Origin of the sequence: Ralstonia pickettii (genome assembly GCF_000607165.1) — a bacterium.
GTDB lineage: Bacteria > Pseudomonadota > Gammaproteobacteria > Burkholderiales > Burkholderiaceae > Ralstonia > Ralstonia holmesii.
The window spans coordinates 503,675-529,300 of the sequence record NZ_JFZG01000006.1 but is presented as its reverse complement, the minus strand read 5'-3'; the positions used below and the strand labels follow the sequence as shown (position 1 = coordinate 529,300).

Genomic DNA, 25,626 nt, shown 5'->3' with positions numbered 1-25,626 from the left:
TCGGTACGGTTTGAAGTGGAACGCGCCGGCTGCGAGGTTGCGGCCGGCGTTCTTACGTTGGCAATCACATGAATACGATGATGAAACAGCGCGCTTATGGGGCCATGCGTCGGGCCATCCTGATGGCGACGCTCGTCGCGGGTGGCGCCCTCACCATGGCCGGCCCTGCGGCAGCGGGGGTGTTTGACGACGATGAGGCGCGCCGCGCCATCATCGACATGCGCGACAAGTTCAACAACTTCCAGTCGACGGCGGCGCAGCGTATCGATCAGAACAGCAAGAACCTGATCGACGCGCAAAACCAGATTGAAACGCTCAAATCGGAAGTGGCGCGCCTGCGCGGGCAGAACGAAGTGCTGCAGAACAGCGTCGATACGCTGACCAAGCAGCAGAAGGATTACTACTCTGACCTGGATGCGCGCCTGAAGAAGTTCGAGCCGCAGCAAGCGACGGTGGACGGCCGCGAAGGCATGGTCCAGCCGAATGAGAAGCCGGAATACGACACTGCGCTCAAGGCGTTCCAGGGTGGCGACTTCAAGGGCGCGGGCAACCAGTTCTCGGCGTTCGTGAAGAAGTATCCGCAAAGCCCGTATCTGCCGCTGGCGCAGTTCTGGCTGGGCAATGCGCTCTATGCGCAGCGCGACTACAAGGGCTCGAGCTACGTGCTGGAGAACATGGCGCGCAGCAACCCGCAGCATCCGAAGGCGCCCGATGCGCTGCTGCAGGTGGCGACCAACCAGGGCGAGTCGGGCCAGAAGGCCGCTGCACGCAAGACGCTGGAATCGGTGGTCTCGCAGTATCCCGGTACCGAGCAGGCCAAGACCGCGCAAAGCCGTCTGAAGACGATGCGCTGATCGGCAAGCCGCCCGGCATCTGAACAAACGCCCGCCCGTGGCTGCACCGGCGGGCGTTTTTCATGGGGCGCCGAATGGCGGGCATATGCCGCGTCGGGCGCAAGCAGGGCGGCGGCACGCTAAAATGCGGGCCTTCCCGATTTGCTTTGCAAGGCTTCGCCCATGAAAAAACGCGCCATCGTCCTGCTCTCCGGCGGGCTGGACTCTGCCACCGTGCTCGCTATGGCCAATGCCGATGGCTTTGAGACTTACGCGCTGTCGATGCGCTACGGCCAACGCCACTCGTCCGAGTTGGAAGCGGCCAAGAAAGTGGCGGCGACGCTGGGTGCAGTGCGCCATGAAATCGTCGATCTGGACTTGCGCAAGTTCGGTGGTTCCGCATTGACGGACGATGCGCTTGACGTGCCGACCGACGGCGCGCAATCAGGCATCCCGATCACGTATGTGCCGGCGCGCAACACGATCATGCTGTCGCTGGCGCTTGGCTGGGCCGAGGCGGTTGGCGCACGTGACCTATTTTTTGGTGCGAATGCAGTGGACTACTCCGGCTATCCGGATTGCCGTCCCGAATACGTTGCCGCCTATGAAACGCTGGCCAACCTGGCGACGAAGGCCGGCGTGGAAGGCGAGCGCATCCGCGTGAACGCACCCATCATCAACATGACCAAGGCGGAGATCATCCAGGTCGGCGTGCGGCTCGGCGTGGACTACGGCCTGACCGTGTCGTGCTACCAGGCCGACGACGACGGCCGTGCTTGCGGCGTGTGCGATTCGTGCCGGATCCGCAAAGCCGGGTTTGAAGCCGCCGGCGTGCCCGACCCCACCCGCTACGTCTGACGCACCATGCCCGATATCGACCTCAACGCGTTGTCCCACACGGTGCTGTGGGCCACGTTTGCGCTTACGTTCGTGTTTGGCGCGATCCTCCAGCGCACACACTTCTGCACGATGGGTGCGGTGTCCGACGTCGTCAACATCGGCGACTGGAACCGGTTGCGCATGTGGGCGCTGGCCATCGGCGTGGCCATGATCGGCACGGGGTGCCTGAGCTGGCTTGGCCTGATCGATACGAGCAAGACGATCTACACGGCGAGCAAACTGCTGTGGCTGTCATCGTTGGTAGGCGGGCTGCTGTTCGGCTTCGGCATGGTGCTGGGTTCGGGGTGCGGCAGCAAGACACTGGTGCGTATCGGCGGCGGCAATCTGAAGTCGGTCGTCGTGTTTGTGTTTCTGGGGCTGGCGGCGTACATGACGCTCAAGGGCGTGTTTGGCGTGGTGCGTGTGGCAACGGTGGACAGCGTGGCCATTACGTTGCCGACGTCGCAGGATCTACCGAGCGTGCTGGGCCACGCGTTCTCCGCCGATGCGCGCATGCTGCGCCTGGTGCTGGCGCTGGTAATTGGTGGTGCGCTATCGCTGTGGGCGCTGCTCGCGCGCGATTTCCGCACCGGTGACAACTTGCTCGGAGGCATCGGCGTCGGGCTCATCATCGTCGGCATGTGGTACGTGTCGGGGCATCTCGGTTACGTACAGGAAGATCCGAACACGCTGCAGGAAGCGTTTGTGGCGACCAACAGCGGCCGCATGGAAGCGCTGAGCTTCGTGGCGCCGGTGTCGTACACGCTGGAGTGGCTGATGTTCTTCAGCGATACGTCGAAGGTGCTGACGGTCGGCATCGTGAGCGTGCTGGGCGTGATTGCGGGCTCGGCGGCGGTGGCACTGGCCACGCGCTCGTTCCGCTGGGAAGGCTTTGCCAATGCCGAGGACACGGGCAACCACATCATTGGCGGCATCCTGATGGGCATTGGCGGCGTGACGGCGCTGGGTTGCACGATCGGGCAGGGGCTGTCGGGCGTGTCGACGCTGGCGATCGGCTCGTTCATCGCGCTGGCCGGTATCGTGATCGGCGCGGTGCTGGCGTTCCGCTACCAGATGTGGCGGATGGAGCGTCTGGTTTGATCTGCCGGGCGTTGACAGAATCGCCGATATCTTCCTATAATCGCGGTCTTTGGGGTCTTTAGCTCAGTCGGTAGAGCAGTAGACTTTTAATCTATTGGTCGCGGGTTCGAATCCCGCAGGACCCACCAAAATTCGAAGGGCTGACAGGCAACTGTCGGCCCTTTTTGTTTGGTAATTCCGCGCGAGTGCCATCTCCTCGCACTCTGCGCGGTCGCAGCTTCCACATCGATAGCACGCGACGCCTTCCCGATAGCTGCATCCCCTGACCACCGCCGATCACATGGCGGGCGCGTCGCATTCTGCCGCCGCTAGGGATTTTCTCTATAGCGCTCTCGACACGCAGCCACCACCATATCCTCTACTGGAACCGGTTCCATACGGAGAAAAGCGCACAAATGGCAGATATCGTGATAGTGGCGAGCGCGTTCGGCGCCGCCCACGTGCTTGAGCAGGGGCATCACGCCTATGTTCCCGTGGCCGCATCGGTCGGTGCCGCCGGCTTCGAGGTGCGGCGTGAATTGTTGCCCGCTGGGCTCGATGGCGCGGTATCGACAGAGCTCCTCGCTGCCTTGGGCCGGTTGATTGCGGCGCATGGTCTCTGGGCGGTCTATTCGACGCCGGCCACGCTGTACACGGACGATGGCGCTCTGGACGCTGTTGCTATCCGCGGCGCGCTGATCGAAGCGCAAACATTGGGCGCGCGCATCGTGAAGTTCCAGCTCGGCGGGTTTGCCGGCGATGCGTCGGCAGAGGTGCTGGCCCAACTGCTGCAAGGCTGGCGCGCGCGGGTGCTGGTTGAGAACGGTCAACAGACGGTGGGCGGCTCGCTGGCGCAGTTCCGAGGTTTGTTCGACGCATTGGAAGTGGCGGGTGTGGCCGACATGCTGGGCATGACGTTCGACGTCGGCAACTGGGAGTGGTCGGGCGAAGCGCCGCTGGCGTGCGCGCGAGCCCTGGCCCCGTATGTGGAATACATCCATTGCAAAAGCGTCGCGGGCGAGGGAGCACGCCGTTTTGCGGTGGCGCCAGCGGACAACGATGCGCGGTTCGCGGCTGTGCTGGCGGCATTGCCGGGCGATGTTCCGCGCGGCATCGAATTTCCGTTCGACGCGGTCGATCTCGCTGTCGATGCGCATCGGCATGTCACGTGGCTCAAGGCCGCCTGACTGTGACTCGACATCAAAGGAACCTACGCATGTCACAGATGTTGGATGTCATCACCTACGGCGAAGCCATGGCGATGTTCGTGGCGACGGCGCCTGGGCCGCTCGCGCAGGCGACGCAGTTCACCAAGCGCATTGCGGGTGCTGATCTGAACGTGGCCGTCGGCTTGAGTCGGCTGGGGTTTCGCGTCGGCTATGTGAGCCGGGTGGGGCAGGATTCGTTTGGCGAATATGTGTTGGAGACGCTGGCGCGCGAACGGATCGATGCCTCATGCGTGGCGGTAGATCGGCAATATCCGACCGGCTTTCAGCTCAAGTCGCGGGCTGACGACGGCAGCGACCCGCGTGTCGAGTACTTCCGCAAGGGGTCGGCCGCCAGCCGGCTCTCCTGTGCCGACTATGTGGCCGACTATGTTCTCAGCGCGCGCCATCTGCATCTGACGGGTGTGGCCCCTGCAATTTCAGCGTCGTCGTGTGAGCTTGCGTTCCACCTCGCGCGCGAGATGCGCGCAGCCGGTGGCTCGATCTCGTTCGATCCGAATCTGCGCCCAACGCTGTGGCCGTCCGCTGCGGAGATGGTGAACACCCTGAACGCGCTGGCGGCGCATTCCGATTGGGTGCTGCCCGGCTTGTCCGAGGGGCAGCAACTGACCGGCTATGACAGCCCGGCCGATATCGCGCGCTTCTATCTCGATCAAGGTGCTCGTGGTGTTGCCATCAAGCTGGGTGCTGCCGGCGCGTACTACCGGACCGCCGACGGCGCAGAAGGCATCGCCGACGGCGTGCGCGTGGAGCGCGTCGTCGACACGGTGGGCGCGGGTGACGGTTTTGCAGTGGGCGTTGTCAGCGCGCTACTCGAAGGGCAGTCACCCGAGTTGGCCGTTGCGCGCGGCAACCGTATTGGCGCGCTGGCGATCCAGGTGATCGGAGATTCCGAAGGCCTGCCGACTCGCGCCGAGCTCGATGTGCTTGAGCGACCGGCTCGCATGATGCGCGCGCCGGAACCCATTTCCAGCGTGTAACGCAGCGCTTCGACTGCCGCCCCTCGTGGGCGACGCAAACCACCAAAGGAGACACGACCATGGCAACGCAACTGGCTGCGCGGCGCTGGTGGATGATCATGCCGATCGTCTTTATTACCTACAGCCTGGCCTACCTCGATCGCGCGAACTATGGTTTCGCGGCGGCGGCCGGCATCAATCACGATCTGGGGATCAGCCAGGGGCTGTCGTCGTTGATTGGCGCGCTGTTCTTCCTCGGCTATTTCTTCTTCCAGATTCCGGGCGCGATCTATGCCGAACGGCGCAGCGTGAAGAAGCTCGTGTTCATCAGCCTGGTGCTGTGGGGCTTGTGCGCGGCGCTCACGGGCGTCGTGAGTGACATTCCCTCGCTTCTGGCGATCCGGTTCGTGCTGGGCGTGGTCGAAGCGGCCGTCATGCCCGCGATGCTCATCTACATCAGCAACTGGTTTACCAAGCAGGAACGATCGCGCGCGAACACGTTCCTGATTCTCGGCAATCCTGTGACCGTGCTCTGGATGTCGGTGGTGTCGGGCTATCTCGTGCGCGAGTTCGGCTGGCGCCATATGTTCATCGCCGAGGGCGTGCCCGCCATCATCTGGGCCGTGTGCTGGTGGTGCCTGGTGCAGGACAAGCCCGCGCAGTCATCGTGGCTGAGCACACAGGAAAAGCGCGACCTGGAACAGGTACTGGCGGCGGAGCAAGCGGCCATCAAGCCGATGCGCAACTATGGCGAGGCTTTCCGCTCGCCTGTCGTCATCAAGCTGTGCGCGCAGTATTTCTGCTGGAGCATCGGCGTCTATGGCTTCGTGCTGTGGCTGCCGTCCATCGTGAAGAACGGCTCGTCGCTCAGCATGGTCGAAACGGGCTGGCTGTCGGCGCTGCCGTATCTGGCTGCCACCATCGCGATGCTCGCGGCGTCGTGGGCGTCCGACAAGGTCGGTTCACGGCGCGGTTTCGTTTGGCCGTTCCTGCTGGTGGGCGCTGCGGCGTTTGCTGCATCGTATGGACTTGGGTCAACGCATTTCTGGATGTCGTATGCGTTGCTCGTCATTGCCGGTGCGGCGATGTATGCGCCATATGGTCCGTTTTTCGCCATTGTGCCGGAGCTGCTGCCGAAGAACGTCGCGGGCGGCGCGATGGCGCTGATCAACAGCATGGGCGCACTCGGTTCGTTTGTCGGCTCGTACTTCGTTGGCTACCTGAACGGTGCCACCGGCTCGCCGCTGGCGTCGTACGCATTCATGAGCGCCGCACTCTTGGCGGCCGTGGTCCTCACGCTCTGCGTCAAGCCGCAACCGCGTGATGCTTACGGGCTCGCCCACCCTGTGCCTGGAAAATGAACTGATGAAACCTCTCGTCATTGCCTATAAGCCATTGCCCGACGATGTCGTCGCCCAGTTGCGCCAGCATGTCGAACTCGTGCAGGTCGACGGTGTTGCGGCGTTGACCGGGTCGCTTGCCAACGCCGAGGGCGCGATCGGTGCAAGCCTGAAGATCACGCCCCAGATGCTCGACCGCGCGCCCCGGCTCAAGGTGTGGTCCACGATCTCTGTCGGCTATGACAATTTCGACGTGCCTGATCTCACGCGTCGTGGCATTGCGCTGGCGCACACACCGGATGTGTTGACCGAGTCGACCGCCGATACCGTGTTTTCGCTGATTCTCGCGTCGGCGCGTCGCGTCGTGGAACTGGCCGAGTGGGTCAGGGCCGGCAACTGGCAGCGCAGCATCGGGCCTGAGCTCTACGGCACGGACGTTCAGGGCAAGACGATCGGCATCGTCGGGCTGGGTCGGATCGGTGCGGCATTGGCGCGCCGCGCAGCGCTGGGTTTCCGGATGCGTGTCCTGTACACGAACCGGAATCCGCATCCCGAAGCCGAAGCGCAGTACGGCGCGCGCCGCGTGACGCTCGACACGTTGCTGGCCGAAGCCGATTTTGTTTGCCTGCAGGTGCCGCTGACGCCCGAAACACAGCACCTGATCGGCGCGGCGGAGCTGGCGAAGATGAAACGCAATGCGATCCTGATCAATGCGTCGCGTGGGCCCGTCGTTGACGAGGCGGCGCTCATCCATGCATTGCGCGACGGCACGATTCGCGGCGCGGGGTTGGACGTGTTCGAGCACGAACCGCTGCCCGCAGACTCGCCGCTGCTGCTGATGAAGAACGTGGTGGCATTGCCCCATATCGGCTCCGCAACGCACGAGACGCGACACGCAATGGCCCGCTGCGCGGCCGACAACCTGGTCAGGGCGCTGGCTGGCACGTTGCGTGAGAACCTCGTCAATCCGCAGGTGCTGGAGCGTGCTCGCGTCTCATGAGTGGGGCGCGGGGATTGCGCTATGATCCTCGCACCCTGGCTCCGGCCCCTCGCGCCGACGGACTGCTCTGAAGCGCATCGTGACTGATTTCCCATCCTCCTCCTCGCGCCCTGCGACCATCACCGACGTTGCCCGCGAAGCGGGAACCGGCAAGACCAGCGTGTCCCGCTATCTGAATGGCGAGACACAAGTCCTTTCCGAAGATTTGCGGCAGCGCATCGAAGGGGCCATCCAGCGGTTGAACTACCGGCCCAACCAGATGGCGCGCGGCCTCAAGCGCGGGCGCAATCGCTTGCTCGGCATGCTGGTGGCCGACCTCACCAATCCTTATACGGTCGAAGTGCTGCAAGGCGTGGAGGCGGCCTGCCACGCGCTGGGCTACATGCCGCTCATCTGCCACGCCGCAAACGAGGTCGAGATGGAGCGCCGATTCGTCCAGTTGCTGACGACGTACCGGGTCGAGGGATTGATCGTCAACGCGCTCGGTGCAGAAGAAGCCGTCTTGCGCCCGCTGCGTGGTGGCGGCATTCCTGCCGTGCTGGTGGATCGCACGGTCGAAGGGTTCGACGCCGACCTGGTGGGCCTCGATAACCGCGACGCCGTCAGGTTGGGTGTGCAGCATTTGCTGGATCAAGGTTTCGATTCCATCCAGTTCATCGTGCAGCCGTTTGAGCAGGTCAGTTCCCGGCGTGAGCGCGAACTCGCTTTCCGAGAGACGATGGCAGCGCGAGGCCGGCCAGCGGAGCCGACCGTGGTGCTGGACCCGAACGATCCGGCCTCAGTCGAGGGTGCGCTGGCGGAGATCGATGCACGCATCGAAGCGGTGCACCAGCGGGGCGGAGAACGACTGGCGCTGTTTGTTGCCAACGCGCCGGTTGCGCTGGTCGTTGCGCGGCATCTTCGTACGCAATTTGGTCCAGCCTGGCAGGAGCGGACGGCGCTGCTGTCGATCGACGATCCAGAATGGGCGGAGTTGATCGGCATCACCACGATCCGGCAACCGACGTACGACATCGGTTACAAGGCGGTCGAATTCGTGCATGAGCGCATCGAAGGCGTAAGCGGGGATGCCCGTGTCGTGTTACTCCCGGGTACGCTGGTCGAACGTGCTTCGACAGCGCATTCGGCACAGGCCGCATCATGACGTTGCGCCTGTATCTCGCCGGGCCGGACGTTTTCCGTCCGGAGCCCATCGCGCACGGCGAAGCGCTCAAGGCGCTGTGTGCGGAGTTCGGCTACATCGGCCTGTATCCGCTCGATAACACGATTGCGCCACAGGCCGATGGCCCTGCGACCGCTGCGGAGATCTACCGCCAGAACATCGCGCTGATCGACTCTGCCGACGCCGTGCTTGCCAACGTGGCGGATTTTCGCGGCTACGAACCCGATTCCGGCACGTGCTTCGAAATTGGTTACGCCATCGCCCGTGGCAAAGACGTGTGGTGCTACAACGTGCCCGCCGTGCCTCTGGTCGGTCAGTTTCCGAACGCCAATGGTGCCGATGCCCAAGGATGGACCGTGGAGGATTTCGGGCTGCCGCGTAACCTCATGGTCGCTTGCAGTTGCCGCCTCGTTGTGGGTGATGCGCGCGTGTGCCTGGAGCGGATGCGGGCGCATTACATGTAGCTGCGCGCGGGATACGCGATACAACAAGCGGCGCACGCTCCATCGCACCACCATCGAAGGCGATGTGCCGGTGTAGGCGCCACTCTTCTATAGCCCTGCCTCGGCCAGACGGGCATCAATACTCGCCAGCGTCAACGTCTGCGCAAACAGCCGCGTGAGCGATTGGCTCGCATACAGCGGCACCTCGTCCGCCGTGGTCCAGCGGTACGCATCCATCTCTGGGATGAGTCGGCCGGTGTGATAGCTGTTGAACATCGACGTGCACGTCAGCGTGTTGAGCGCAACTTCCGCGCGGCGCAGGCGCGTGGCAAACAAGTGCAGCTCCTTGTCACGGCGATAGGGAAAACGGCCCAGTTCGATCAGTGCGTGGCTGTCGAGCACAAGGCCGGTTTCCTCGCGTGTCTCGCGCAGCGCGGTGTCACGGTGATTCTCGCCCGGGTCGGGGGCGCCTTTGGGGATGTCCCAGTGGCGCGTTTCGGTGGCGTGGGCGAGGAGCACATCGCCGTCTTCATTGAGCAGCACGAGGCCGCAGGATAGGGCGATCGGCATGTTATTTCGCTCCGACGCGTTGTGCGATGCGTGCGCTCAGCAGTTGGTGCTCGCGGCTGAATAACCGGCGATAGGCCAGCAGCACGGCCGCAACCGTCCCCAGTCCTGAAGATGCCGCCAGCAGGAACATGATGACGATCTGGTAGCGCACGGCCTCCAGCGGTGACTGCCCGGCCAGCACCTGGCCCGTCATCATGCCGGGCAGGCTCACCACGCCCACGACGGTCATCTGATTGATGATCGGTGTCATGCCGGCGCGCACGGCCGTGCGGGCGGCATCGCGCGCACCCTCCCAGCGTGTGCCTCCCAGCGCAAGAATTGTCTCCACCTGGTCTCGCGTGGCCGTGAGTTCGCCGGTCATGCGCTCCAGTGCAAGGCCCACGCCGGTGAGCGTGTTTCCCAGAATCATCCCCATGATGGGGATGGCGTATTGCGGCTCATACCACGGCCGCGCATGCAGTACGACCACCAGCCCGATCGCCCCGATCAGCCATGTGCTGCCGAAGACCGACAACGTGCCGTCCAGCTGCAGGCCTGCATAGCCGCGCGCGCCCCGGTTGCCGGTGGCGTGTCCGGCAATCAACGTCATGACAGCCACGATGCCCAATACCACCGGCCAATACGCGTGGGCGAAGACCCATTCGAGCACGAAGCCTACCGCCAGCAACTGCACGACGGTGCGCACGGCCGCCCACGCCAGGCGGCGCTCGAGCCCAAGCCCCAGCCCGACGGATAGCGCGCCGTTCACGAGGATCAGCGCCGCCGCAATGCCGACCTGCAAGGCGGAAAGCGAGAGGTCTTGCCCGTTCATCGCGGGGGCTCCGTGTCGAGCTGTCCGGCAACCATGCGCCAATGCCGACTGCTGATGCGTTCCGCTTGCGCCGGGTCGTGCGTCACCCACATCCACGCATGCCGCTCGGGCGCCTGAGCGAACCAATGCTGCAAAAGCGCCTCAACGGCGCGTGCGGAGGCGGGGTCAAGGGCGGCCGTGGGTTCGTCGAGCAGCAGGACGGTCGGCCCTGTCTGCAGCGTGCGGACCAGCGCGGCGATCTGCGCTTCACCGCCGGAAAGATCGATGGCGTTCTTGTCGAGAAAGCTGGCGTCGCGCTGGGCATCCGCAAGCAGGGCGATGGCGGCGTCGCGATCGAATCCGGCGCCGTGTCGCCGCGCATGCAGGCGGTATGGCATCTGCAGGTTGTCTTCCACCGTACCGGGCAACAGCGCGGGGCGCTGGCGCACGTACGCCACGTGGCAGCGATAGGCCGGAACGGCGCGCGGGCCAATCGCCTGGCCGTGCCATGTCACGTGCCCGCCATCGAGCGGATCGAGCAATGCCAGCGCGCGCAGCAGCACGCTCTTGCCCGCGCCGGATGGCCCGGTCAGCGCAATGCGATCGCCAGCCCGCACGGCAAGCGTGGCGGGTTGCAGCAGCGTGACACCGGTGCGGGCATCGCGGCGTTGGAGATGGGTGGCAGCCAGCATGGTGGGGCGAGTGTGTTGCGTACGGTACGGCATCAATGCGCCGCTTTTATGCATTATGCATATGAGCGGGTGAGGCGGTCCTCCGCCGTAATCCTGAACTCGCCTGCGCAGGCGCAGTGCCATCGCCGCATGGTTACGCCATCCGCGTGCCATGCGGAGTGGCCCTTAGCCCAAACGGAGCAGCCCCAAAGCGTTGACCGGTGGCCGATGTCGGACGAATCCGACATGCCATTCAGCAACGGGAGGGTCGCCATTTGCGCATGCGAGACATAGGATCGAAGCATCACTAGAAGAAGCGACGGAGGGCGCCATGGAGACCGACAAAGTGCAAGTTGCCCACCCATGGTGGCAGCCGGGAGTTTTTGCATCTGCGCCCGCGATTTTTCTGTGGATCTGCGCGGAGTTGCCTCCCGATATGCTCGGCGCCATCTTCCATGCGGGTACGTCGCCCGATTCCCTTCGGCATGTTGGTGACACGCTGTTTGTAGTTGGCTGGACTGCCAGCGGCGCGTTGATGTGGCATGGCCGGCGGCGCATCGGGCATGAGGCGGACGTGGCAGCGCAACCCGTTCCAGCCCAGGTTGATGCCACGGCGCAGGCGCACGGGCTCGCTGGATTGCGTCAGAACATGGCCCGGCGGTGGGAGCGCATGCGCCATCCGATTCCGCTGCACTGATATTGTGCTGCCACAAACGAGAAAGGCCGGATTGCTCCGGCCTTTTTTGGCGGGCGGGTAGCCCTCTCAGGAGGTGCTGCCCGGGATGATCTCGTTCGCGTCGGCATTAGACGCGGGCGTTGGCGCACTGACCGGCTCGCCTTGTGCATCCTGCCATTTTTTGTAGCCCCACCACGCCGCTCCGGCCACGATCCCCACCTTGCCGAGCTTGCGCGTGATCCGGCCGATGACGGTGCGGCGCAATCCTGCATATGCGAGTGACAGCGCCGTGCCAACCAGCGGATATTCACGCGCAATGCCCAGCGCTCGCATCAGGCCATTGGGGCGCGCCAGCGGGCGGATGAAGCTAGGGAGCAACGCGCCAAGGCCTCCCAGGCTGAACGTACGGCTGGTGGCGCGATGTACATCGTTGCGGGCTTGGGCGTAGTCGTAGCGCTCCAGCGCGGCGCGTGTCAGTAGCAATTCCTTGCGGACGCTTAGCGGCAGGCGCGTTTCGGCGCCGCGGCGTGATGGCCGGACATGATGTCGTGCACTCGATGCGGGTTCGTTCATAGACGGGCCGGGCGACGGCGTGTGTTCGGTCGGATCGGTCATCGGCGCAGGATCTCCCGGTCTTTGTCGAGTTCGGCCAGCGTGGCCTCGAACAGTGGCGGTGCGTTACGCAGCAGCGAGCGTACCTTCCACAGGCACGCCGCCGCGCCCAGCGCATACAGCGCGGCCATCACGGCAAGGGACTGCCAGCGATACGTATCCCAGCACAGGATGACCACCAGCGCAGTCAGCGTCATGATGGACAGGCCGATCAGGCTCACGGCCAGCATGCCCAGGAAGGCGGTGCCGAGCAGCCGTTCTTTTTCTTCAGCCAGTTCGACGCTCGCCAGCTCGAGCCGCGTTTGCAGCATCGAGACGACCGTGCCGGCCAGTTTCTTCAAGGAAGCGAACAGCTTTGGGCTGGTGTCGTCGGTCATGAGGTGTTGAGAGGGTGCTAGGCCAATGGCGCCACTGCGGACGCAGCACGCGCCATGCCCGGAATGGAGCCGCCAAAATGCAACTGGCCGATGGCGCGATCCACAGGGCGCGCGCCATCGGCCAGAAAGGCTGCTGCGGGTTACTTGCGGTTGAGCAGCAGGCCGATCAGCAGGCCCACGCCGGCCGCCACGCCCACGGCTTGCCACGGATGATCGTGGACGTAGTCATCGGTGGCGCGTGCGGCAGCCTTGCTCTTGTGGACGACCGCGTCTTGCAGGTCCTGCGCCTTTTCCTTGGCTTGGCGGAGCATGCCCATGCCGCGTTCGCGCAGTTCGGCGGCCTTTTCGCCGCTGCTGGAGGCAGCTTGTTTGAGCAGGGTTTCAGCGTCGGACAGTACAGTCTTCACGTCGGTCATCAGTTTCTCCTTATTGACGGAATCGGCCAGGTTGGGGGAAGTGTTCGTCATGGTCGGGTCCTCGGTGTCGGGGGTAGTTCAATCGTCAATATCTTGGCGCGCTTATTCGCTAGCATATGTGTGAGCGCTGCGAAACTTCAAGCGCTCGCGTCGCGCGCACTGCGATGGATCAAGGCTTCAGTCATTGTCCGGCAATGTGCGCACGCCTTCCACCCTGTTGTCAGCAAATGCCGCGCCTAATGACGAAAAGTGATGTTGTTGTGAATTTATAGTCGTTTTGGTTGGATGGCAATCTGGCTATAGTGGTTCCCAATCTGTGTATGGAGGACACGATGTCTCTACGTTTGGGCGATATCGCCCCTGATTTCGAGCAGGATTCCAGTGAAGGCCGCATCAAGTTTCATGAGTGGCTGGGCAATAGTTGGGGCGTGCTTTTTTCGCACCCGGCCGATTACACGCCGGTCTGCACCACCGAACTGGGCCTGACCGCCAAGCTGAAGGATGAATTTGCCAAGCGCAATGTCAAGGCGATTGCGCTGTCGGTCGATTCGGTCGAGTCGCACAAGGGCTGGATCAACGATATCAATGAGACGCAGAACACCAGCGTCAACTTTCCGATCATTGCCGACCCCGATCGCAAGGTCTCGCAGTTGTACGACATGATTCATCCGAATGCGAGCGAGACCTTTACCGTGCGTTCGCTGTTCGTGATCGATCCGAACAAGAAGATTCGCCTGACGATTACGTATCCGGCCTCGACGGGGCGCAATTTCAATGAAGTGCTGCGCGTGATCGACTCGTTGCAGTTGACCGACAGCCACAGCGTGGCCACACCAGGCAACTGGCAAGACGGCGACGATGTGGTCATCGTGCCGTCGTTGAAGGACGAGGAAGTCTTAAAGCAGAAATTCCCGAAGGGCTACAAGGCGGTGCGGCCGTATCTGCGCCTGACGCCGCAGCCCAACAAGTGACCGTCTCCTTGGTAGTGTGATTGCGGCCCGGCCTAGTGCCGGGCGTTTTTGCGTCGGCATGACAATCTGACCGTGCGGTAACGTGCAGCGCAAAAACAAAACCGGCCAGCCCTTTCGGGTCTGGCCGGTTTGTCTTTTGTGAAGACGGTTCAGTGTGCGATCAGATCGCCCAGCCGCCCGCGTAGAAGGCCACCAGCGCGCCGGCAATCGCCACGGTGCCGATATTGAGCTTGCGCCATTCGCCGGCCACCAGGCGGCCGATCACCAGCGTGCTGAAGCCGAGCATGATGCCGGTGACGATGTTGCAGGTCAGCACGATGAACACGGCGCAGACCAGGCCGGACAGCGCGTCAACCATGTCGTCCATGTGCAGTTTGCTCACGCTGGAGAGCATCAGCAGGCCGACATACATCAGCGCCGGGGCCGTTGCGTACGACGGCACCAGGCCGGCCAGCGGCGAAAAGAACATCACCGCCAGGAACATCACGCCGACCACGACAGCCGTCAGGCCCGTCTTGCCGCCTGCTGCCACGCCAACCGTCGACTCGATGTAAGCCGCTGCAGGAGCGCCGCCGAAGAATGCCGAGAAAATCGAGCTGATCGAATCGGCCGTGAGGGCGCGGCCGCCGTTGATGATGTGGCCCTTGTCGTTAAGCAGGCCGGCTTGGCCGGCCACGGCGCGGATCGTGCCGGTGGCATCGAACACAGCGGTCATCACCAGCGCCAGCACGCTCGGCAGCACGGCGGCCGTGAGGGCACCGCGGATATCCATTGCACCGATCAGCGAGGCGTGACCTGCGGCGGCGAGCGAAGGCACAGCGAACACGCCGGTGAACTTCACGGCCGGGTCAAAGATCAGGCCCAGGATCGAGATGGCGATAATCACGATCAGGATGCCGCCCGGCACACGACGACGCTCCATGCCGAAGATGGCGGCCAGACCCAGCACCGACATCATGACCGGGAAGGCGGTGACGTGGCCAAGTGCAACGGGCAGGCCTTCGCCGGCGTTCTTGACCACCAGTCCGACGTCGTTGGAGGCGATCAGCAGCAGGAACAGGCCGATGCCGATGCCTGTGCCATGCGCCACGCCCGAAGGCAGATTGCGCAGGATCCAGGAGCGCACGCCCGTAGCCGAGATGGCGGTGAAGGCCACGCCCATGAGGAATACGGCGCCCAGCGCGATTTCCGGCGTCAGCTTTTGCCCAAGCACCAGGCCAAAGGCCATGAACGCGGTCAGCGAAATTGCGCAGCCGATGGCGATCGGCAGCTTGGCCCACAGGCCCATCAGCAGCGATCCGAAGGCAGTGGTCAGACATACAGCGACGAAGACTGCACTGGTATCAAAGCCGGCCTTGCCCAGCATGCCGGGAACGACAAACACGGCGTAGACCATCGCCATGAAGGTGGTGATGCCAGCCACGACCTCGCGCTTTTGCGTGCTGCCGCGTGCAGAAATCTGGAAATAGCGATCAATGGCACGCGCATCGGCGATGCCAGCGGCGCCAAGTTCCGTCGACGACGGAATGGACTGTTCAGCCATGGTGGGTTTGTCTCCTGGCAGGACTCCGCGCCGGCCGATCTGGGTCGTCCGCGTAAGGTGCCCTGTTCTGGTTTTGATATCGGTACGGGTGCCTGCGTACGCGCGCCGGCATTCTCCAGACCGTTGTCTCGCGATTGGTTTTGTCGCGTGGCGCTGCAATCTGCGTGTGGACCGCGCGCTCGTTCTATCGGTGTGAGGGGCGTGCGGCCCAACAATCCGCCGACACTTGGACCGAAGCATAGACGCGCGCTACCGCCGATTCATGCGGCGTGGCGTATCCCGGTCATTTGCAAATTGGTATATCGCGAGGGAAGGAGAACAACGGTGCCCAGAACGGGCGAGAGATGCAGCCAGGGGTGTGGCGAGTGGCGCACGAGTGTGCCCCAACTCGCCGGAAAAACAAAGCGCAATCAGAAGAAAGCCTGAATGCCGGTCTGTGCGCGGCCGAGGATCAGCGCGTGGATATCGTGTGTGCCTTCGTACGTATTCACCACTTCCAGATTCACCACGTGGCGGATCACGCCAAACTCATCGGAGATGCCGTTACCGCCCAGCATGTCGCGCGCCACGCGGGCGATGTCGAGCGACTTGCCACACGAGTTGCGCTTCATGATCGAGGTGATTTCCACCGCCGCCGTGCCTTCGTCCTTCATGCGGCCCAGACGCAGGCAGCCTTGCAGGCCGAGCGTGATTTCGGTCTGCATGTCGGCCAGCTTTTTCTGCACGAGCTGGTTGGCGGCGAGGGGGCGGCCGAACTGCTTGCGGTCCAGCACGTACTGGCGCGCGATGTGCCAGCAAGCTTCTGCAGCGCCCAGGGCGCCCCACGCGATGCCGTAGCGCGCCGAGTTCAGGCACGTGAACGGGCCCTTGAGGCCGCGCACGCCCGGCATCAGGTTTTCTTCCGGCACGAACACTTCGTCCAGCACGATTTCACCGGTGATCGACGTACGCAAGCCAACCTTGCCGTGGATGGCTGGTGCCGTCAGCCCCTTCCAGCCTTTCTCAAGGATGAAGCCGCGGATTTCGTCCTCGCCGTTCTCATTCGGCAGCTTGCCCCACACGACAAAGACATCGGCGATGGGCGAATTGGTGATCCACATCTTGGCGCCCGACAGCGAGTAGCCGCCGTCGACCTTCTTGGCGCGCGTGATCATCGAAGCCGGGTCGGAACCGTGGTTCGGCTCAGTCAAACCAAAGCAGCCGATCCACTCGCCGGTTGCCAGCTTGGGCAGGTACTTCTGTTTTTGCGCTTCGCTACCGAATTCATAGATCGGCACCATCACCAGCGACGACTGCACGCTCATCATCGAGCGATAGCCCGAATCCACACGTTCGACTTCGCGCGCGATCAGGCCGTAGCTGACGTAGTTCAGGCCCGGGCCACCGTACTGCTCGGGAATCGTCGGGCCTAGCAGGCCCAGCTCGCCCATCTCACGAAAGATCGATGCGTCGGTCTTCTCATGCCGGAACGACTCCAGCACGCGCGGCATCAGCTTGTCCTGGCAGTACGACGCGGCGGCGTCGCGCACCATGCGCTCGTCGTCGGTCAGTTGTTGGTCGAGCAGCAGCGGGTCGGCCCAATTGAAGGCGTTGCGAGCAGTCACAGCGGTAGTCTCCGAGTCTTTGTTGTTCCGTTATACGGAACACAGTTTCGAAATTTAGAGCTATCATAGCGCAAGCACCGACAATTTCCAGGGCTTTTTTGCCATGAGCACAACCCGTCTCCCTGATCTCGAATTCGATACGGCGCCCGCCGAGTCGAGCGATCCGAATTTCGTCACGGCACTGGCGCGCGGGCTGGAGTTGCTGCGCGCATTCCGCCCGGGCGACACGCTGCTCGGCAACCAGGAATTCGTGCGGCGCACCGGCTTTCCCAAAGCCACGGTGAGCCGGCTGGCCGGCACGCTGGTGTCGCTTGGCTACCTGCGTTACGACGATGCGCTCGGCAAATACGGACTCGACGCCGGTGTGCTCGCGCTTGGTTTTGCTTACCTCGCATCGAGCGACGTAATCCAGCTTGCGCGGCCGCACATGAGCGCGTTTGCGCAGCGCTTTGGCGTATCGATCTCGCTAGGCAAGCGAGATCGGCTGGACATGGTGTATCTGGAAACGATCCGTCATGACAGCCCTTCGATGAGCGGGTCGTCCGGGCTGGGCGTGGGCTCGCGGCTGTCGCTGCTGTCGAGTTCGATGGGGCGGGCGTATCTGGCTTCGTTGGCTGCAGCGCGGCGTGAGCGCCTGTACGAAGCACTGCGCACGCAGCAGCCGGCGCAGTGGGCGGCAGAAGGTGCCGCCGCAGATGACGCAGTGAAAGCCGGCATACGCAATGGGTATGCCGTATCGCTGCGCGACTGGCATCCAGCCATCCACGCGTGTGCGGTGGCGTTCTTCGCGCCGAGCCAGCGCGAGCCTTACGTGGTGAGCTGCAGCGCGCCTTACACGGCCGCCGACGCGGAACGCATTCGCGACGAGCTGGCCCCCGCGCTGCGCGAGTTCGCGGCAAGGCTCGGCCAAGTGGTCGAGCCAGCCTGAGCCGCGTCGATCAAAGGTCCGTGCGCAGCTTCCAAAGCTCCGGAAACAACACGACATCCAGCATCTTCCGCAGGTAGCCGACACCCTCGGTGCCGCCCGTGCCGCGCTTGAAGCCAATCACGCGCTCCACCGTAGTCACATGCCGGAAGCGCCATTGCCGGAACGCGTCTTCCAAATCGACGAACTTCTCGGCCAGTTCGTACAGCTCCCAATGGTGCGTCGGGTCGCGATAGACCTCCAGCCACGCCGCTTCCACCGAAGCGTTGTAGGTGACCGGGCGCGACCAGTCACGCTCGACGCAATCCGCGTCGAACGCAAAGCCGTGGCGCGCCATGTAACGCACGGCTTCGTCATACAGCGACGGCGTTTCCAATGCAGTCTTGACCTGTTCGTAATGCTCGGTGCGGTGCGCGTGTGGCTTGAGCATCGCCGCGTTCTTGTTGCCGAGAATGAACTCGATCTCGCGGTACTGATACGACTGGAAGCCCGACGATTGCCCCAGGTGCGGACGCATGGCCGAGTATTCCGGCGGCGTCATCGTGGCGAGCACGTTCCACGCCTGCACCAGCTGATCCATGATGCGCGACACGCGCGCCAGCATCTTGAAGGCGGGCGGCAGGTTGTCATTGCGCACGCAATCCCGCGCGGCGCGCAGCTCGTGCAGCATCAGCTTCATCCACAGCTCGGTGGTCTGATGCTGGACGATGAACAGCATCTCGTTGTGATCTGGTGAGCGCGGGTGTTGCGCGTTCAGGATCTGGTCGAGCGCGAGGTAGTCGCCGTAGCTCATCGATTTCGAGAAATCGAGCTGTGCGTCGTGCCAGCCTTCGCCCGGGGCGGCATGCATTGGGCAGCCCGATGCTGCAGGTTGATTTGGGTTCGACATCTCAGGTCACCAGCGTACGTTCGTTGAATTGGGCCGATTGCCATGCGCCGGTCTCCAGCACATCGCGCAGCACCTCCACGGCATCCCACACATCGGCAAAGCTCGTGTACAGCGGCGTGAAACCGAAACGCATGATGCGCGGCTCGCGGTAGTCGCCGATCACGCCTCGCTCGATCAGTGCCTGCACCACGGCATAGCCGTTGGGGTGTTCGTAGCTGACGTGGCTGCCGCGCACGGCGTGCTCACGCGGCGTGACGAGCGTGAGCGGGAAGCCCGCGCAGCGTGTTTCGACCAGCGTGATGAAGAGGTCAGTCAGCGCAAGCGATTTGGCGCGCAGCGCGGCCATCGACGTCTGCGCGAAGATGTCGAGCCCGCATTCCACCATCGCCATCGAGGTGATCGGCTGCGTGCCGCACAGGAAGCGGCCGATGCCGGCGTCGGCTGTGTAGCGCGACTCCATCGCGAAGGGCCGTGCATGGCCCCACCAGCCCGACAGCGGCTGCCAGAAGCGCTCGCGCAGTGCCGGTGCTACCCACACGAAGGCCGGCGAGCCTGGGCCGCCGTTCAGATACTTGTAGGTACAGCCGATGGCGTAATCTGCACCGCCTGCGTGCAGGTCCACGGGTACGGCGCCGGCCGAATGCGCGAGATCCCAGATGGCCAGGGCGCCGTGCTTGTGCGCCAGCGCAGAGACAGCCGCCATGTCGTACATGTGCCCGCTCTTGTAGTTGACGTGCGTGAGCATGGTGACGGCGACGTCGTCGCCCAGCGCGCCTTCCAGCTCTTCCGGCGAATCGATCAGTCGCAGCTTGTAGCCGTCGCGCAGCATATCGGCCAGTCCTTCCGCGATGTACAGATCGGTCGGGAAGTTGTGCGTTTCCGAAACGATGATCTTGCGGTCTGGCGCGTCTTCGCGCTGCACGCGAATCGCCGCGGCAAGCACCTTGAACAGGTTGATCGACGTGGTGTCGGTGACGACGACTTCATCTTCGCGCGCACCAATCAGCGGTGCCAGTTTGTTGCCGAGGCGGCGCGGCAGTTCAAACCAGCCGGCTTGGTTCCAGCTGCGGATGAGACCGTCGCCCCATTCGCTGGCGACGACTTCCTGCGCGCGAGCGAGAGCAGCTTTCGGACGTGCGCCGAGCGAGTTGCCGTCCAGATAGATCACGCCGTTGGGCAGTGCAAAGGCGTCGCGCAGCGAGCCGATGGGATCGGCCGCGTCGCGTTCGAGGCAGGAGTTGCGGGTGATTGTCATGTGAATGCGGGGGCGAAGTGATTGGTGTTCTGTCGTGGTATCGATCAGGGCAGGCTGCGGAGCACGGCACGCACCGGGCTTGCATCGAGGGTGGCGAACTTGAGGGGCAGGGCGATCAGTTCGTAATCGCCGGCGGGCACGTCGTCGAGCACGAGTCCTTCGAGGATGGCGAGGCCGTGCTTGCCGACGGCGTGGTGCGCGTCCATGGTCTTGGAGGTTTGCGGATCAAGCGAGGCGGTGTCGACGCCGATGAGCTTCATGCCGTGGGCAGCCAGCAGCGCGATGGTCTCGGGCGCAACGGCGGCAAAGTGGTCGTCCCACGCGTTCTGCGGCATGTGTGCGTACGTGCGCAGCAGCACGCGCGGCGGTGCGCCAGTCAGCGCTTCACGCACGTGTTCCGGCTCAACGCGCGCTACGCCCACGCAGTGGATGACGCGGCATGGGCCAAGGTAAGCGTCCAGCGGCACCTGCCCGATGGCAGCGCCGTCGGCGCGGTAGTGGAGCGGAGCATCGGCATGCGCGCCCGTATGCGGCGAGAGCGTGATGCGCCCGACGTTGACCGGGCAGTCGCCTTCCAACTTCCACGCAATTTCCTGCGAAAACGGCGTGTCGCCGGGCCACGTGGGCGTGGCGGGCGAAAGGGCGGGGCTGATGTCCCACAAAGTGCGTTCCAAGGCGGCTCCAGGGCGGAAAATTCGTTGAATCCGTGCCGAAATGATAGGGAAAACCACGCGCAATGGGTGTGCATAATCGTGCGTGCTATTTCAATGAATTCGCATAAAATTCAACGTATCAAAGAAATCACGCAAAGAACGACGACAGATGCAACTCGATACCACCGATCTGCGCATTCTGCAGGTATTGCAGGAAGACGGCCGCATCAGCAATCAGGACCTGGCTGAGCGCGTGGCGTTGTCGCCATCAGCTTGCCTGCGGCGGGTGCGGATGCTGGAAGAGGGCGGAGCCATCACCGGTTATCGGGCGCAACTGGGTCGCGCGGCACTGGGGCTGGAACTGGAAGCCATCGTGCAGGTGTCGATGCGCCAGGACGTGACGGGTTGGCACGAGACGTTCATGGCCGCCGTGCAGAGTTGGCCCGAGATCGTGGCCGCTTACATCATCACCGGGGATTGCAACTACATCCTGCGCGTGCAGGCGCCCAACCTGCAGCACTACTCGGAGTTCATCATCGAGCGGCTGTACAAGACGCCCGGCGTGATGGACATCCGCTCGAATATCGTCCTGCGTACCATCAAGGACCGCGATGGCGGCTTGGCGCTGCTGATGGAAGCACGTGGCGTGCGCCCGCTGGAGGGCGGGGCGGCGAGCAAGCGCGGGAAGGCAAAGTAGAAGCTAGCGCTGGAGTTTCTGACGAGAATCAATCCCCTACTGCAAGCATGCGCGGATAGTGGCCCTGTGTTGTCGACCGGAGCGGGCCATGGCCAAGAAGTTTCCGCTGCATCCTGTGCATCCTGAGCGCATCTGCTGGGGCTGCGACAAGTATTGCTCCACCGACGCCCTGGGCTGCGGCAACGGCTCGGGCCGCACGCAGCACCCCGCCGAACTGCTGGGCGACGACTGGTACGAATTCGGGGATTGGGGCATCGAGGCGGAAGCGCCGCAGAAGGCAGCGACTTCTACGTGATGTGGCCGGAGGATCAGTCGCCGATGTGCGTGAGCGACGAAAACGCGCCGCGATGGAACACCAGCGGTGCGCCGTCCGCGTCGATCACGCCGCAGCGCTCGACTTCACCCACGAAGATGACGTGGTCTCCTTCGTCATATCGGCTGCGGTTATGGCACTCGAACCACGCCAGCGATTGCGCGAGGATCGGCAAGCCGGTTGGGCTCAGGCGATAGTCGATGTTGGCAAAGCGGTCGCCTTTGAGCGTGGCGAAGCGCTTGCACAGGTCCAACTGCTCGGCCGCCAGGATATTGATGACGTAGTGCGAGCCGGCGTGGAACAGCGGAAATGAATTGGCCTGCGTGCCCAGGCTCCACAGCACCAGCGGCGGATCCAGCGACACCGAATTGAACGAGCTGGCCGTCACCCCAACGAACGCCGGCGTACCCGGCCGGCCTTCAGAGCGCGTGGTAACCACCGTCACCCCGGTAGCAAACTGGGACAGTGCATGCCGGAAGTGCGCGGCGTCAAAATCGGGCGGGGTGGCGCGGCCATGTGGGCGTCGATGTGACGACGCCTCGCGCGCGGAGGATTCCGGGGCGCGCGCATCCATGGGAATGGCTCCGTGTTGGTCCATGAAAACTACCGAAAGTAATACTCAATTGTAACGGACGCCCGATAGGCCGCGTCGGGGTAGGGCTTTGCGTGGTCCTGCGATCACATGAGGGTGCCTGTGTCAGGATGAAGGTCTTCGACCGACCAATGGCAGCCTAATCAACCGCAGGAGAATTCGAATGACTGAACAACGCGTCCTTGAAACCGCCGTTCTGGGCGGCGGCTGCTTCTGGTGCCTGGAAGCCGTGTTCCAGCAGGTGCAAGGCGTGCAAAACGTGGTGTCCGGCTATGCCGGTGGCCATGTCGATCGTCCGAGTTACCGTGCCGTATGCAATGGCAACACCGGCCATGCTGAAGTGGTGGCCGTGAAGTTCGACCCGGCCGTGATCCCGTATCGCGAGATACTCGACATCTTCTTCGCCATTCACGACCCGACCACCGTGGATCGCCAGGGCAACGATGTCGGTCCGCAATACCGTTCAGCTATCTTTGCGCAAACGCCCGAGCAATTGGCGACGGCACGCACAGCCATTGCCGAACTGGGCGCCAGCGATATCTTTGAAGCGCCCATCGTGACGGAACTGGTGGATGCCGCTGACGGCAAGGTGACCTTCTGGCGCGCGGAAGACGAGCACCAGAACTACTTCCGCGACCACCCGGCACAAGGCTACTGTGCGTTCGTGATCTCGCCCAAGGTGGCGAAGTTCCGCAAGCAGTTCGCGCACCGCTTGCAGGGTTAGGAGATGGCGCCGAGGCTACGCTGCGTCCGCCGGCAGGCGCGCGGCAATGGCCTCGGCCAGCTTGATGCACGACAACGGGGACGATCCTTCCGCCTTGTTGCTGACCAGGATCGTCACCTTGCGCCCGGCCGCCAGCGCGCCGACTGCCATGTCAGCCAGCGTCTCGCGCGAGAGCGGGTCTTCATCGACGAGCTTGTTGAACGGTTTGTACGCCGCTTCGGCTTGCGCGTAGCGATAGCGGCTGTTCAGGTTCCAGCGCACCACCAGCGGGCCGCCCGCGCCCTCATCCAGCAGCGCAACGGCGGCGGCTTGCCGGTCCACCGCCGGCATCCGCTCATGCAGGCCGACGCAATAACGCACGCCTGCCGCGCGCAGCATCTTGATCAAGCGTGGCGTGAGCAGCGTGGCATCGCGCAATTCCACCGCGTAGACGGCATCGGGATTGAGTTGCGGATCGAGCGGCGGTAGGGCGGTCAGGAACGCCTCAAGCCGCTCTACAAAGCCGGTGGCATCTTCGGCCAGCGCGCCCAGCGGCGAGAGCTGAAACACCAGCGGCCCGCATCGCGTCCCGAGCCCGCGGGTGGCTGGCTCAACAAAATCGCGGATCGCAAATTCAGCATTCAGGAAGGCGGGATTGGCTATGCGCCCGCGCCCGTCCGATTCCCGAATCCACGCGTCGCATACGGCAGAGGTGGCTTTGACAGCAAAGCGGAAATCTTCCGGCACGCTGGCCGCGTAAGCGACGTAGTCCGCCAAGGGGATCGGCGAATAGAAACCGCGATCGATGCTGACCGTGCGCAGCAACGGATGCTGAGCATAAGCCGCCAGGCCCTTGCGTGCGAGCATCGAATCGGAATACTCGCCCGCATACACCAGTCCGTCCCACCCCGGATACGACCACGACGACGTGCCAATGCGCAGGCCGCGCGGCAAGCGTTGCGCGAGCTCGGCCACTTCGGGTGCGACCGCTGCGGGCAGAACGCCCTGGCGGGTGGGGGAACGTTTGGTTTTCGGGGCGGATTTGCCGGGTTCGGCGGCCGCGCCGTCGCTGGGTATGGGCGGCGCGCCGAACAGATCGTCGATGGGGGAACTGGCAGTCAAATGGTTACGCGTAGATATAGCGGCGCGACCACGGGATCGACGTCGCCGATTTGCCGGCCTTCTGCAACACGGTCTGGAAGATCGAGATTTCGTCGGCGTCGAAAGCGTGCGCGCAGCCGGCCAGGTAGACGCGCCAGATGCGGTATTTTTTCTCGCCCACCATCGCGCGGATGGTCTCGCCGTTGGTTTCGAAACGCTCAGCCCAGTGCTCAAGCGTGCGCGCATAGTGGCGGCGCAGGCTTTCAACGTCAAGCGCTTCCAGGCCGCCATCCTGCGCGGCGCTCAGCGCCAGCGAGATGTGCGGTAGTTCACCTTGCGGAAAGACGTAGCGATCGATGAAATCGCCGCCGCCCATCGAGCTCTCGCCGCCAGCCGTGTCGGACGACGTGATGCCGTGGTTCATGGCGACGCCGCCATCGGCCAGCAGATCGTGCATGCGACGGAAATACCCTGGCAGGTTCTTGCGACCGACGTGCTCGAACATACCGACGCTCGTGATGCGATCAAACTGGCCGGTGAGGTCGCGGTAGTCCTGGATGCGGATTTCGATCTGGTCTTGCAAACCGGCCGCCCGCACGCGTTCGGTGGCAAGCTCGTACTGGTTTTGCGACAGCGTCACGCCCAGGCAGCGCGCGCCGTACTTCTGCGCGGCACGCAGCACCAGCGCGCCCCAGCCGCAGCCGATATCAAGCAGCGTTTGCCCGGGCTGCAAGCGGATCTTGGTGAGGATATGGTCGATTTTCTTGAGCTGCGCCTCGTCGAGCGTTTCATCGCCATTTTCGAAGTAGGCGCAGGAGTAGACCATGTTCTGGTCCAGCCACAGCTTGTAGAAATCGTTGGAAACGTCGTAGTGGTACTGGATCGACTCCTTGTCGCCTTCCTTTGTGTGGGCGAAGTGGCGCACCACGCGGGCCAGCGCGTTTCCACTGCTGACCGCAGCCGCAGAAGCCAGGCTGTAGCTCACGTTGATGATGTCGGCCAGCTTGCCGTCCAGATCGATCTTCTCCTGAACGTACGCCTCGCCAAGGTTGTTGAGCGTGGGGGACAGCAGCAGCGGCAGTGCGCTAGCTTCGCGCACGGTGAGCGTGACGCGGGGCTGCTCGAAGCGGCCCAGTTCATATTGATCACCGTTCCATAGCCGCAGGCGTAAAGGAAGGTCGGCAGACTCGCGGATTTCCTGGATCCACTGCTCGAGTTTGCGGTCAATCGCCTGTTGGAAAAACATGTCGACGCCTCCCTGATGTGCAAATGTTCGGGGCGGCCATCGGATTGCGGCCCGAACGGATCACATTAGCTTACGACAAAGTTTCCCATTGTGCTGTCTG

29 protein-coding genes and 1 tRNA gene are annotated in these 25,626 nt (G+C 63.5%); 16 read left to right on the top strand and 14 right to left on the bottom strand.

Translation table 11 applies throughout. The features are described 5' to 3' along the window. Positions 1-68 precede the first annotated feature (68 nt). The 10 genes from ybgF to BG83_RS0108690 all read left to right on the top strand — a co-directional run bounded on the left by ybgF (position 69) and on the right by BG83_RS0108690 (position 8,943). The gene (gene ybgF / locus BG83_RS0108735) at positions 69-854 is read left to right on the top strand and encodes a tol-pal system protein YbgF (protein WP_024976356.1); all 786 of its coding nucleotides are present in this window, start codon (positions 69-71) and stop codon (positions 852-854) included. 162 nt (positions 855-1,016) lie between these two features. Further along, positions 1,017-1,691 carry a 7-cyano-7-deazaguanine synthase QueC gene (gene queC / locus BG83_RS0108730; RefSeq protein WP_024976355.1) on the top strand — a complete coding sequence of 225 codons (675 nt, stop codon included), beginning with the start codon at positions 1,017-1,019 and terminating at the stop codon, positions 1,689-1,691. Between the two features lie 6 nt (positions 1,692-1,697). Then, complete coding sequence (locus tag BG83_RS0108725; RefSeq protein WP_024976354.1) at positions 1,698-2,813, top strand: YeeE/YedE family protein; 1,116 nt, start codon at positions 1,698-1,700, stop codon at positions 2,811-2,813. Positions 2,814-2,865: 52 nt separating this feature from the next. Further along, positions 2,866-2,941 (top strand) — tRNA-Lys (locus BG83_RS0108720). 267 nt (positions 2,942-3,208) lie between these two features. Continuing rightward, positions 3,209-3,979: a sugar phosphate isomerase/epimerase family protein gene (locus BG83_RS0108715; protein WP_024976353.1), complete on the top strand. Its 771-nt coding sequence runs from the start codon at positions 3,209-3,211 to the stop codon at positions 3,977-3,979. Between the two features lie 29 nt (positions 3,980-4,008). Next, the gene (locus BG83_RS0108710; RefSeq protein ID WP_024976352.1) at positions 4,009-4,998 is read left to right on the top strand and encodes a sugar kinase; all 990 of its coding nucleotides are present in this window, start codon (positions 4,009-4,011) and stop codon (positions 4,996-4,998) included. 59 nt (positions 4,999-5,057) lie between these two features. Then, positions 5,058-6,338: an MFS transporter gene (locus BG83_RS0108705; RefSeq protein ID WP_024976351.1), complete on the top strand. Its 1,281-nt coding sequence runs from the start codon at positions 5,058-5,060 to the stop codon at positions 6,336-6,338. Positions 6,339-6,342: 4 nt separating this feature from the next. Further along, a complete protein-coding gene (locus tag BG83_RS0108700) occupies positions 6,343-7,317 on the top strand; it encodes an NAD(P)-dependent oxidoreductase (protein WP_024976350.1) in 975 nt (324 codons plus the stop codon). A 79-nt stretch (positions 7,318-7,396) separates the two neighbouring features. Beyond that, on the top strand, positions 7,397-8,461 hold the full coding sequence (locus tag BG83_RS0108695; protein WP_024976349.1) for a LacI family DNA-binding transcriptional regulator: 1,065 nt from the start codon (positions 7,397-7,399) through the stop codon (positions 8,459-8,461). Further along, positions 8,458-8,943 (top strand): nucleoside 2-deoxyribosyltransferase, encoded by a 486-nt coding sequence (locus BG83_RS0108690; protein ID WP_024976348.1) that lies wholly within the window; start codon positions 8,458-8,460, stop codon positions 8,941-8,943. The genes BG83_RS0108695 and BG83_RS0108690 overlap by 4 nt, the downstream gene beginning before the upstream one ends. Before the next feature lie 87 nt (positions 8,944-9,030). On the opposite strand, the gene BG83_RS0108685 is transcribed toward BG83_RS0108690, so the two are convergent. From BG83_RS0108685 to BG83_RS0108675, 3 genes are read right to left on the bottom strand one after another with little or no spacing between them, the layout of a single operon-like run. Further along, entirely contained in the window at positions 9,031-9,492 is a 462-nt protein-coding gene (locus BG83_RS0108685; RefSeq protein ID WP_024976347.1) for an NUDIX hydrolase, read from the bottom strand. 1 nt (position 9,493) lies between these two features. After that, entirely contained in the window at positions 9,494-10,303 is an 810-nt protein-coding gene (locus BG83_RS0108680) for an ABC transporter permease (protein WP_024976346.1), read from the bottom strand. Next, positions 10,300-10,974 carry an ABC transporter ATP-binding protein gene (locus BG83_RS0108675; protein WP_024976345.1) on the bottom strand — a complete coding sequence of 225 codons (675 nt, stop codon included), beginning with the start codon at positions 10,972-10,974 and terminating at the stop codon, positions 10,300-10,302. The genes BG83_RS0108680 and BG83_RS0108675 overlap by 4 nt, the downstream gene beginning before the upstream one ends. Positions 10,975-11,284: 310 nt before the next feature. Between BG83_RS0108675 and BG83_RS0108670 the strand changes: the two genes are divergently transcribed. After that, positions 11,285-11,650 carry a hypothetical protein gene (locus BG83_RS0108670; RefSeq protein ID WP_024976344.1) on the top strand — a complete coding sequence of 122 codons (366 nt, stop codon included), beginning with the start codon at positions 11,285-11,287 and terminating at the stop codon, positions 11,648-11,650. 66 nt (positions 11,651-11,716) lie between these two features. Here BG83_RS0108670 and BG83_RS0108665 read toward each other — a convergent pair whose 3' ends face one another. The 3 genes from BG83_RS0108665 to BG83_RS0108655 all read right to left on the bottom strand — a co-directional run bounded on the left by BG83_RS0108665 (position 11,717) and on the right by BG83_RS0108655 (position 13,085). After that, a complete protein-coding gene (locus BG83_RS0108665) occupies positions 11,717-12,244 on the bottom strand; it encodes a DUF3318 domain-containing protein (RefSeq protein ID WP_024976343.1) in 528 nt (175 codons plus the stop codon). Then, positions 12,241-12,618, bottom strand: coding sequence for a phage holin family protein (locus tag BG83_RS0108660; RefSeq protein ID WP_024976342.1), 378 nt, complete (start codon positions 12,616-12,618; stop codon positions 12,241-12,243). Before BG83_RS0108660 ends, BG83_RS0108665 begins: the two co-directional genes overlap by 4 nt. 140 nt (positions 12,619-12,758) lie before the next feature. Beyond that, positions 12,759-13,085 (bottom strand): DUF883 family protein, encoded by a 327-nt coding sequence (locus BG83_RS0108655; protein ID WP_009238780.1) that lies wholly within the window; start codon positions 13,083-13,085, stop codon positions 12,759-12,761. 281 nt (positions 13,086-13,366) lie between these two features. Between BG83_RS0108655 and BG83_RS0108650 the strand changes: the two genes are divergently transcribed. After that, the gene (locus tag BG83_RS0108650; RefSeq protein ID WP_024976341.1) at positions 13,367-14,005 is read left to right on the top strand and encodes a peroxiredoxin; all 639 of its coding nucleotides are present in this window, start codon (positions 13,367-13,369) and stop codon (positions 14,003-14,005) included. A 160-nt stretch (positions 14,006-14,165) separates the two neighbouring features. Here BG83_RS0108650 and BG83_RS0108645 read toward each other — a convergent pair whose 3' ends face one another. Both BG83_RS0108645 and BG83_RS0108640 read right to left on the bottom strand, forming a co-directional pair. After that, positions 14,166-15,548, bottom strand: a complete 1,383-nt coding sequence (locus tag BG83_RS0108645; protein WP_024976340.1) for an NCS2 family permease — start codon at positions 15,546-15,548, stop codon at positions 14,166-14,168. A gap of 410 nt (positions 15,549-15,958) precedes the next feature. Next, positions 15,959-17,152, bottom strand: coding sequence for an acyl-CoA dehydrogenase (locus BG83_RS0108640; protein WP_024976339.1), 1,194 nt, complete (start codon positions 17,150-17,152; stop codon positions 15,959-15,961). Between the two features lie 103 nt (positions 17,153-17,255). Between BG83_RS0108640 and BG83_RS0108635 the strand changes: the two genes are divergently transcribed. Then, positions 17,256-18,080, top strand: a complete 825-nt coding sequence (locus BG83_RS0108635) for an IclR family transcriptional regulator (protein WP_024976338.1) — start codon at positions 17,256-17,258, stop codon at positions 18,078-18,080. A gap of 10 nt (positions 18,081-18,090) precedes the next feature. Here BG83_RS0108635 and kynA read toward each other — a convergent pair whose 3' ends face one another. From kynA to kynB, 3 genes are read right to left on the bottom strand one after another with little or no spacing between them, the layout of a single operon-like run. Then, entirely contained in the window at positions 18,091-18,927 is an 837-nt protein-coding gene (gene kynA / locus BG83_RS0108630) for a tryptophan 2,3-dioxygenase (protein WP_419177598.1), read from the bottom strand. A gap of 40 nt (positions 18,928-18,967) precedes the next feature. Further along, positions 18,968-20,221 (bottom strand): kynureninase, encoded by a 1,254-nt coding sequence (gene kynU, locus BG83_RS0108625; protein WP_024976336.1) that lies wholly within the window; start codon positions 20,219-20,221, stop codon positions 18,968-18,970. 44 nt (positions 20,222-20,265) lie between these two features. Then, positions 20,266-20,895, bottom strand: coding sequence for an arylformamidase (gene kynB / locus BG83_RS0108620; RefSeq protein WP_024976335.1), 630 nt, complete (start codon positions 20,893-20,895; stop codon positions 20,266-20,268). A gap of 148 nt (positions 20,896-21,043) precedes the next feature. Here kynB and BG83_RS0108615 point away from each other — a divergent pair, with 148 nt between their 5' ends. Both BG83_RS0108615 and BG83_RS0108610 read left to right on the top strand, forming a co-directional pair. Beyond that, positions 21,044-21,571: an Lrp/AsnC family transcriptional regulator gene (locus tag BG83_RS0108615; RefSeq protein WP_024976334.1), complete on the top strand. Its 528-nt coding sequence runs from the start codon at positions 21,044-21,046 to the stop codon at positions 21,569-21,571. 88 nt (positions 21,572-21,659) lie between these two features. After that, positions 21,660-21,866: a DUF3079 domain-containing protein gene (locus tag BG83_RS0108610; protein ID WP_024976333.1), complete on the top strand. Its 207-nt coding sequence runs from the start codon at positions 21,660-21,662 to the stop codon at positions 21,864-21,866. A gap of 13 nt (positions 21,867-21,879) precedes the next feature. Here the strand turns inward: BG83_RS0108610 and BG83_RS0108605 are convergent, their stop codons facing one another. Beyond that, positions 21,880-22,458: a flavin reductase family protein gene (locus BG83_RS0108605; RefSeq protein WP_024976332.1), complete on the bottom strand. Its 579-nt coding sequence runs from the start codon at positions 22,456-22,458 to the stop codon at positions 21,880-21,882. A gap of 181 nt (positions 22,459-22,639) precedes the next feature. On the opposite strand from BG83_RS0108605, the gene msrA reads away from it, so the two are divergent. Next, a complete protein-coding gene (gene msrA, locus BG83_RS0108600; RefSeq protein ID WP_024976331.1) occupies positions 22,640-23,200 on the top strand; it encodes a peptide-methionine (S)-S-oxide reductase MsrA in 561 nt (186 codons plus the stop codon). A 15-nt stretch (positions 23,201-23,215) separates the two neighbouring features. On the opposite strand, the gene BG83_RS0108595 is transcribed toward msrA, so the two are convergent. Together BG83_RS0108595 and BG83_RS0108590 are read right to left on the bottom strand one after the other, a co-directional pair. Next, entirely contained in the window at positions 23,216-24,301 is a 1,086-nt protein-coding gene (locus BG83_RS0108595; protein WP_024976330.1) for a DUF72 domain-containing protein, read from the bottom strand. A 4-nt stretch (positions 24,302-24,305) separates the two neighbouring features. After that, positions 24,306-25,526, bottom strand: a complete 1,221-nt coding sequence (locus BG83_RS0108590) for an SAM-dependent methyltransferase (RefSeq protein ID WP_024976329.1) — start codon at positions 25,524-25,526, stop codon at positions 24,306-24,308. Between the last annotated feature and the right edge of the window lie 100 nt (positions 25,527-25,626).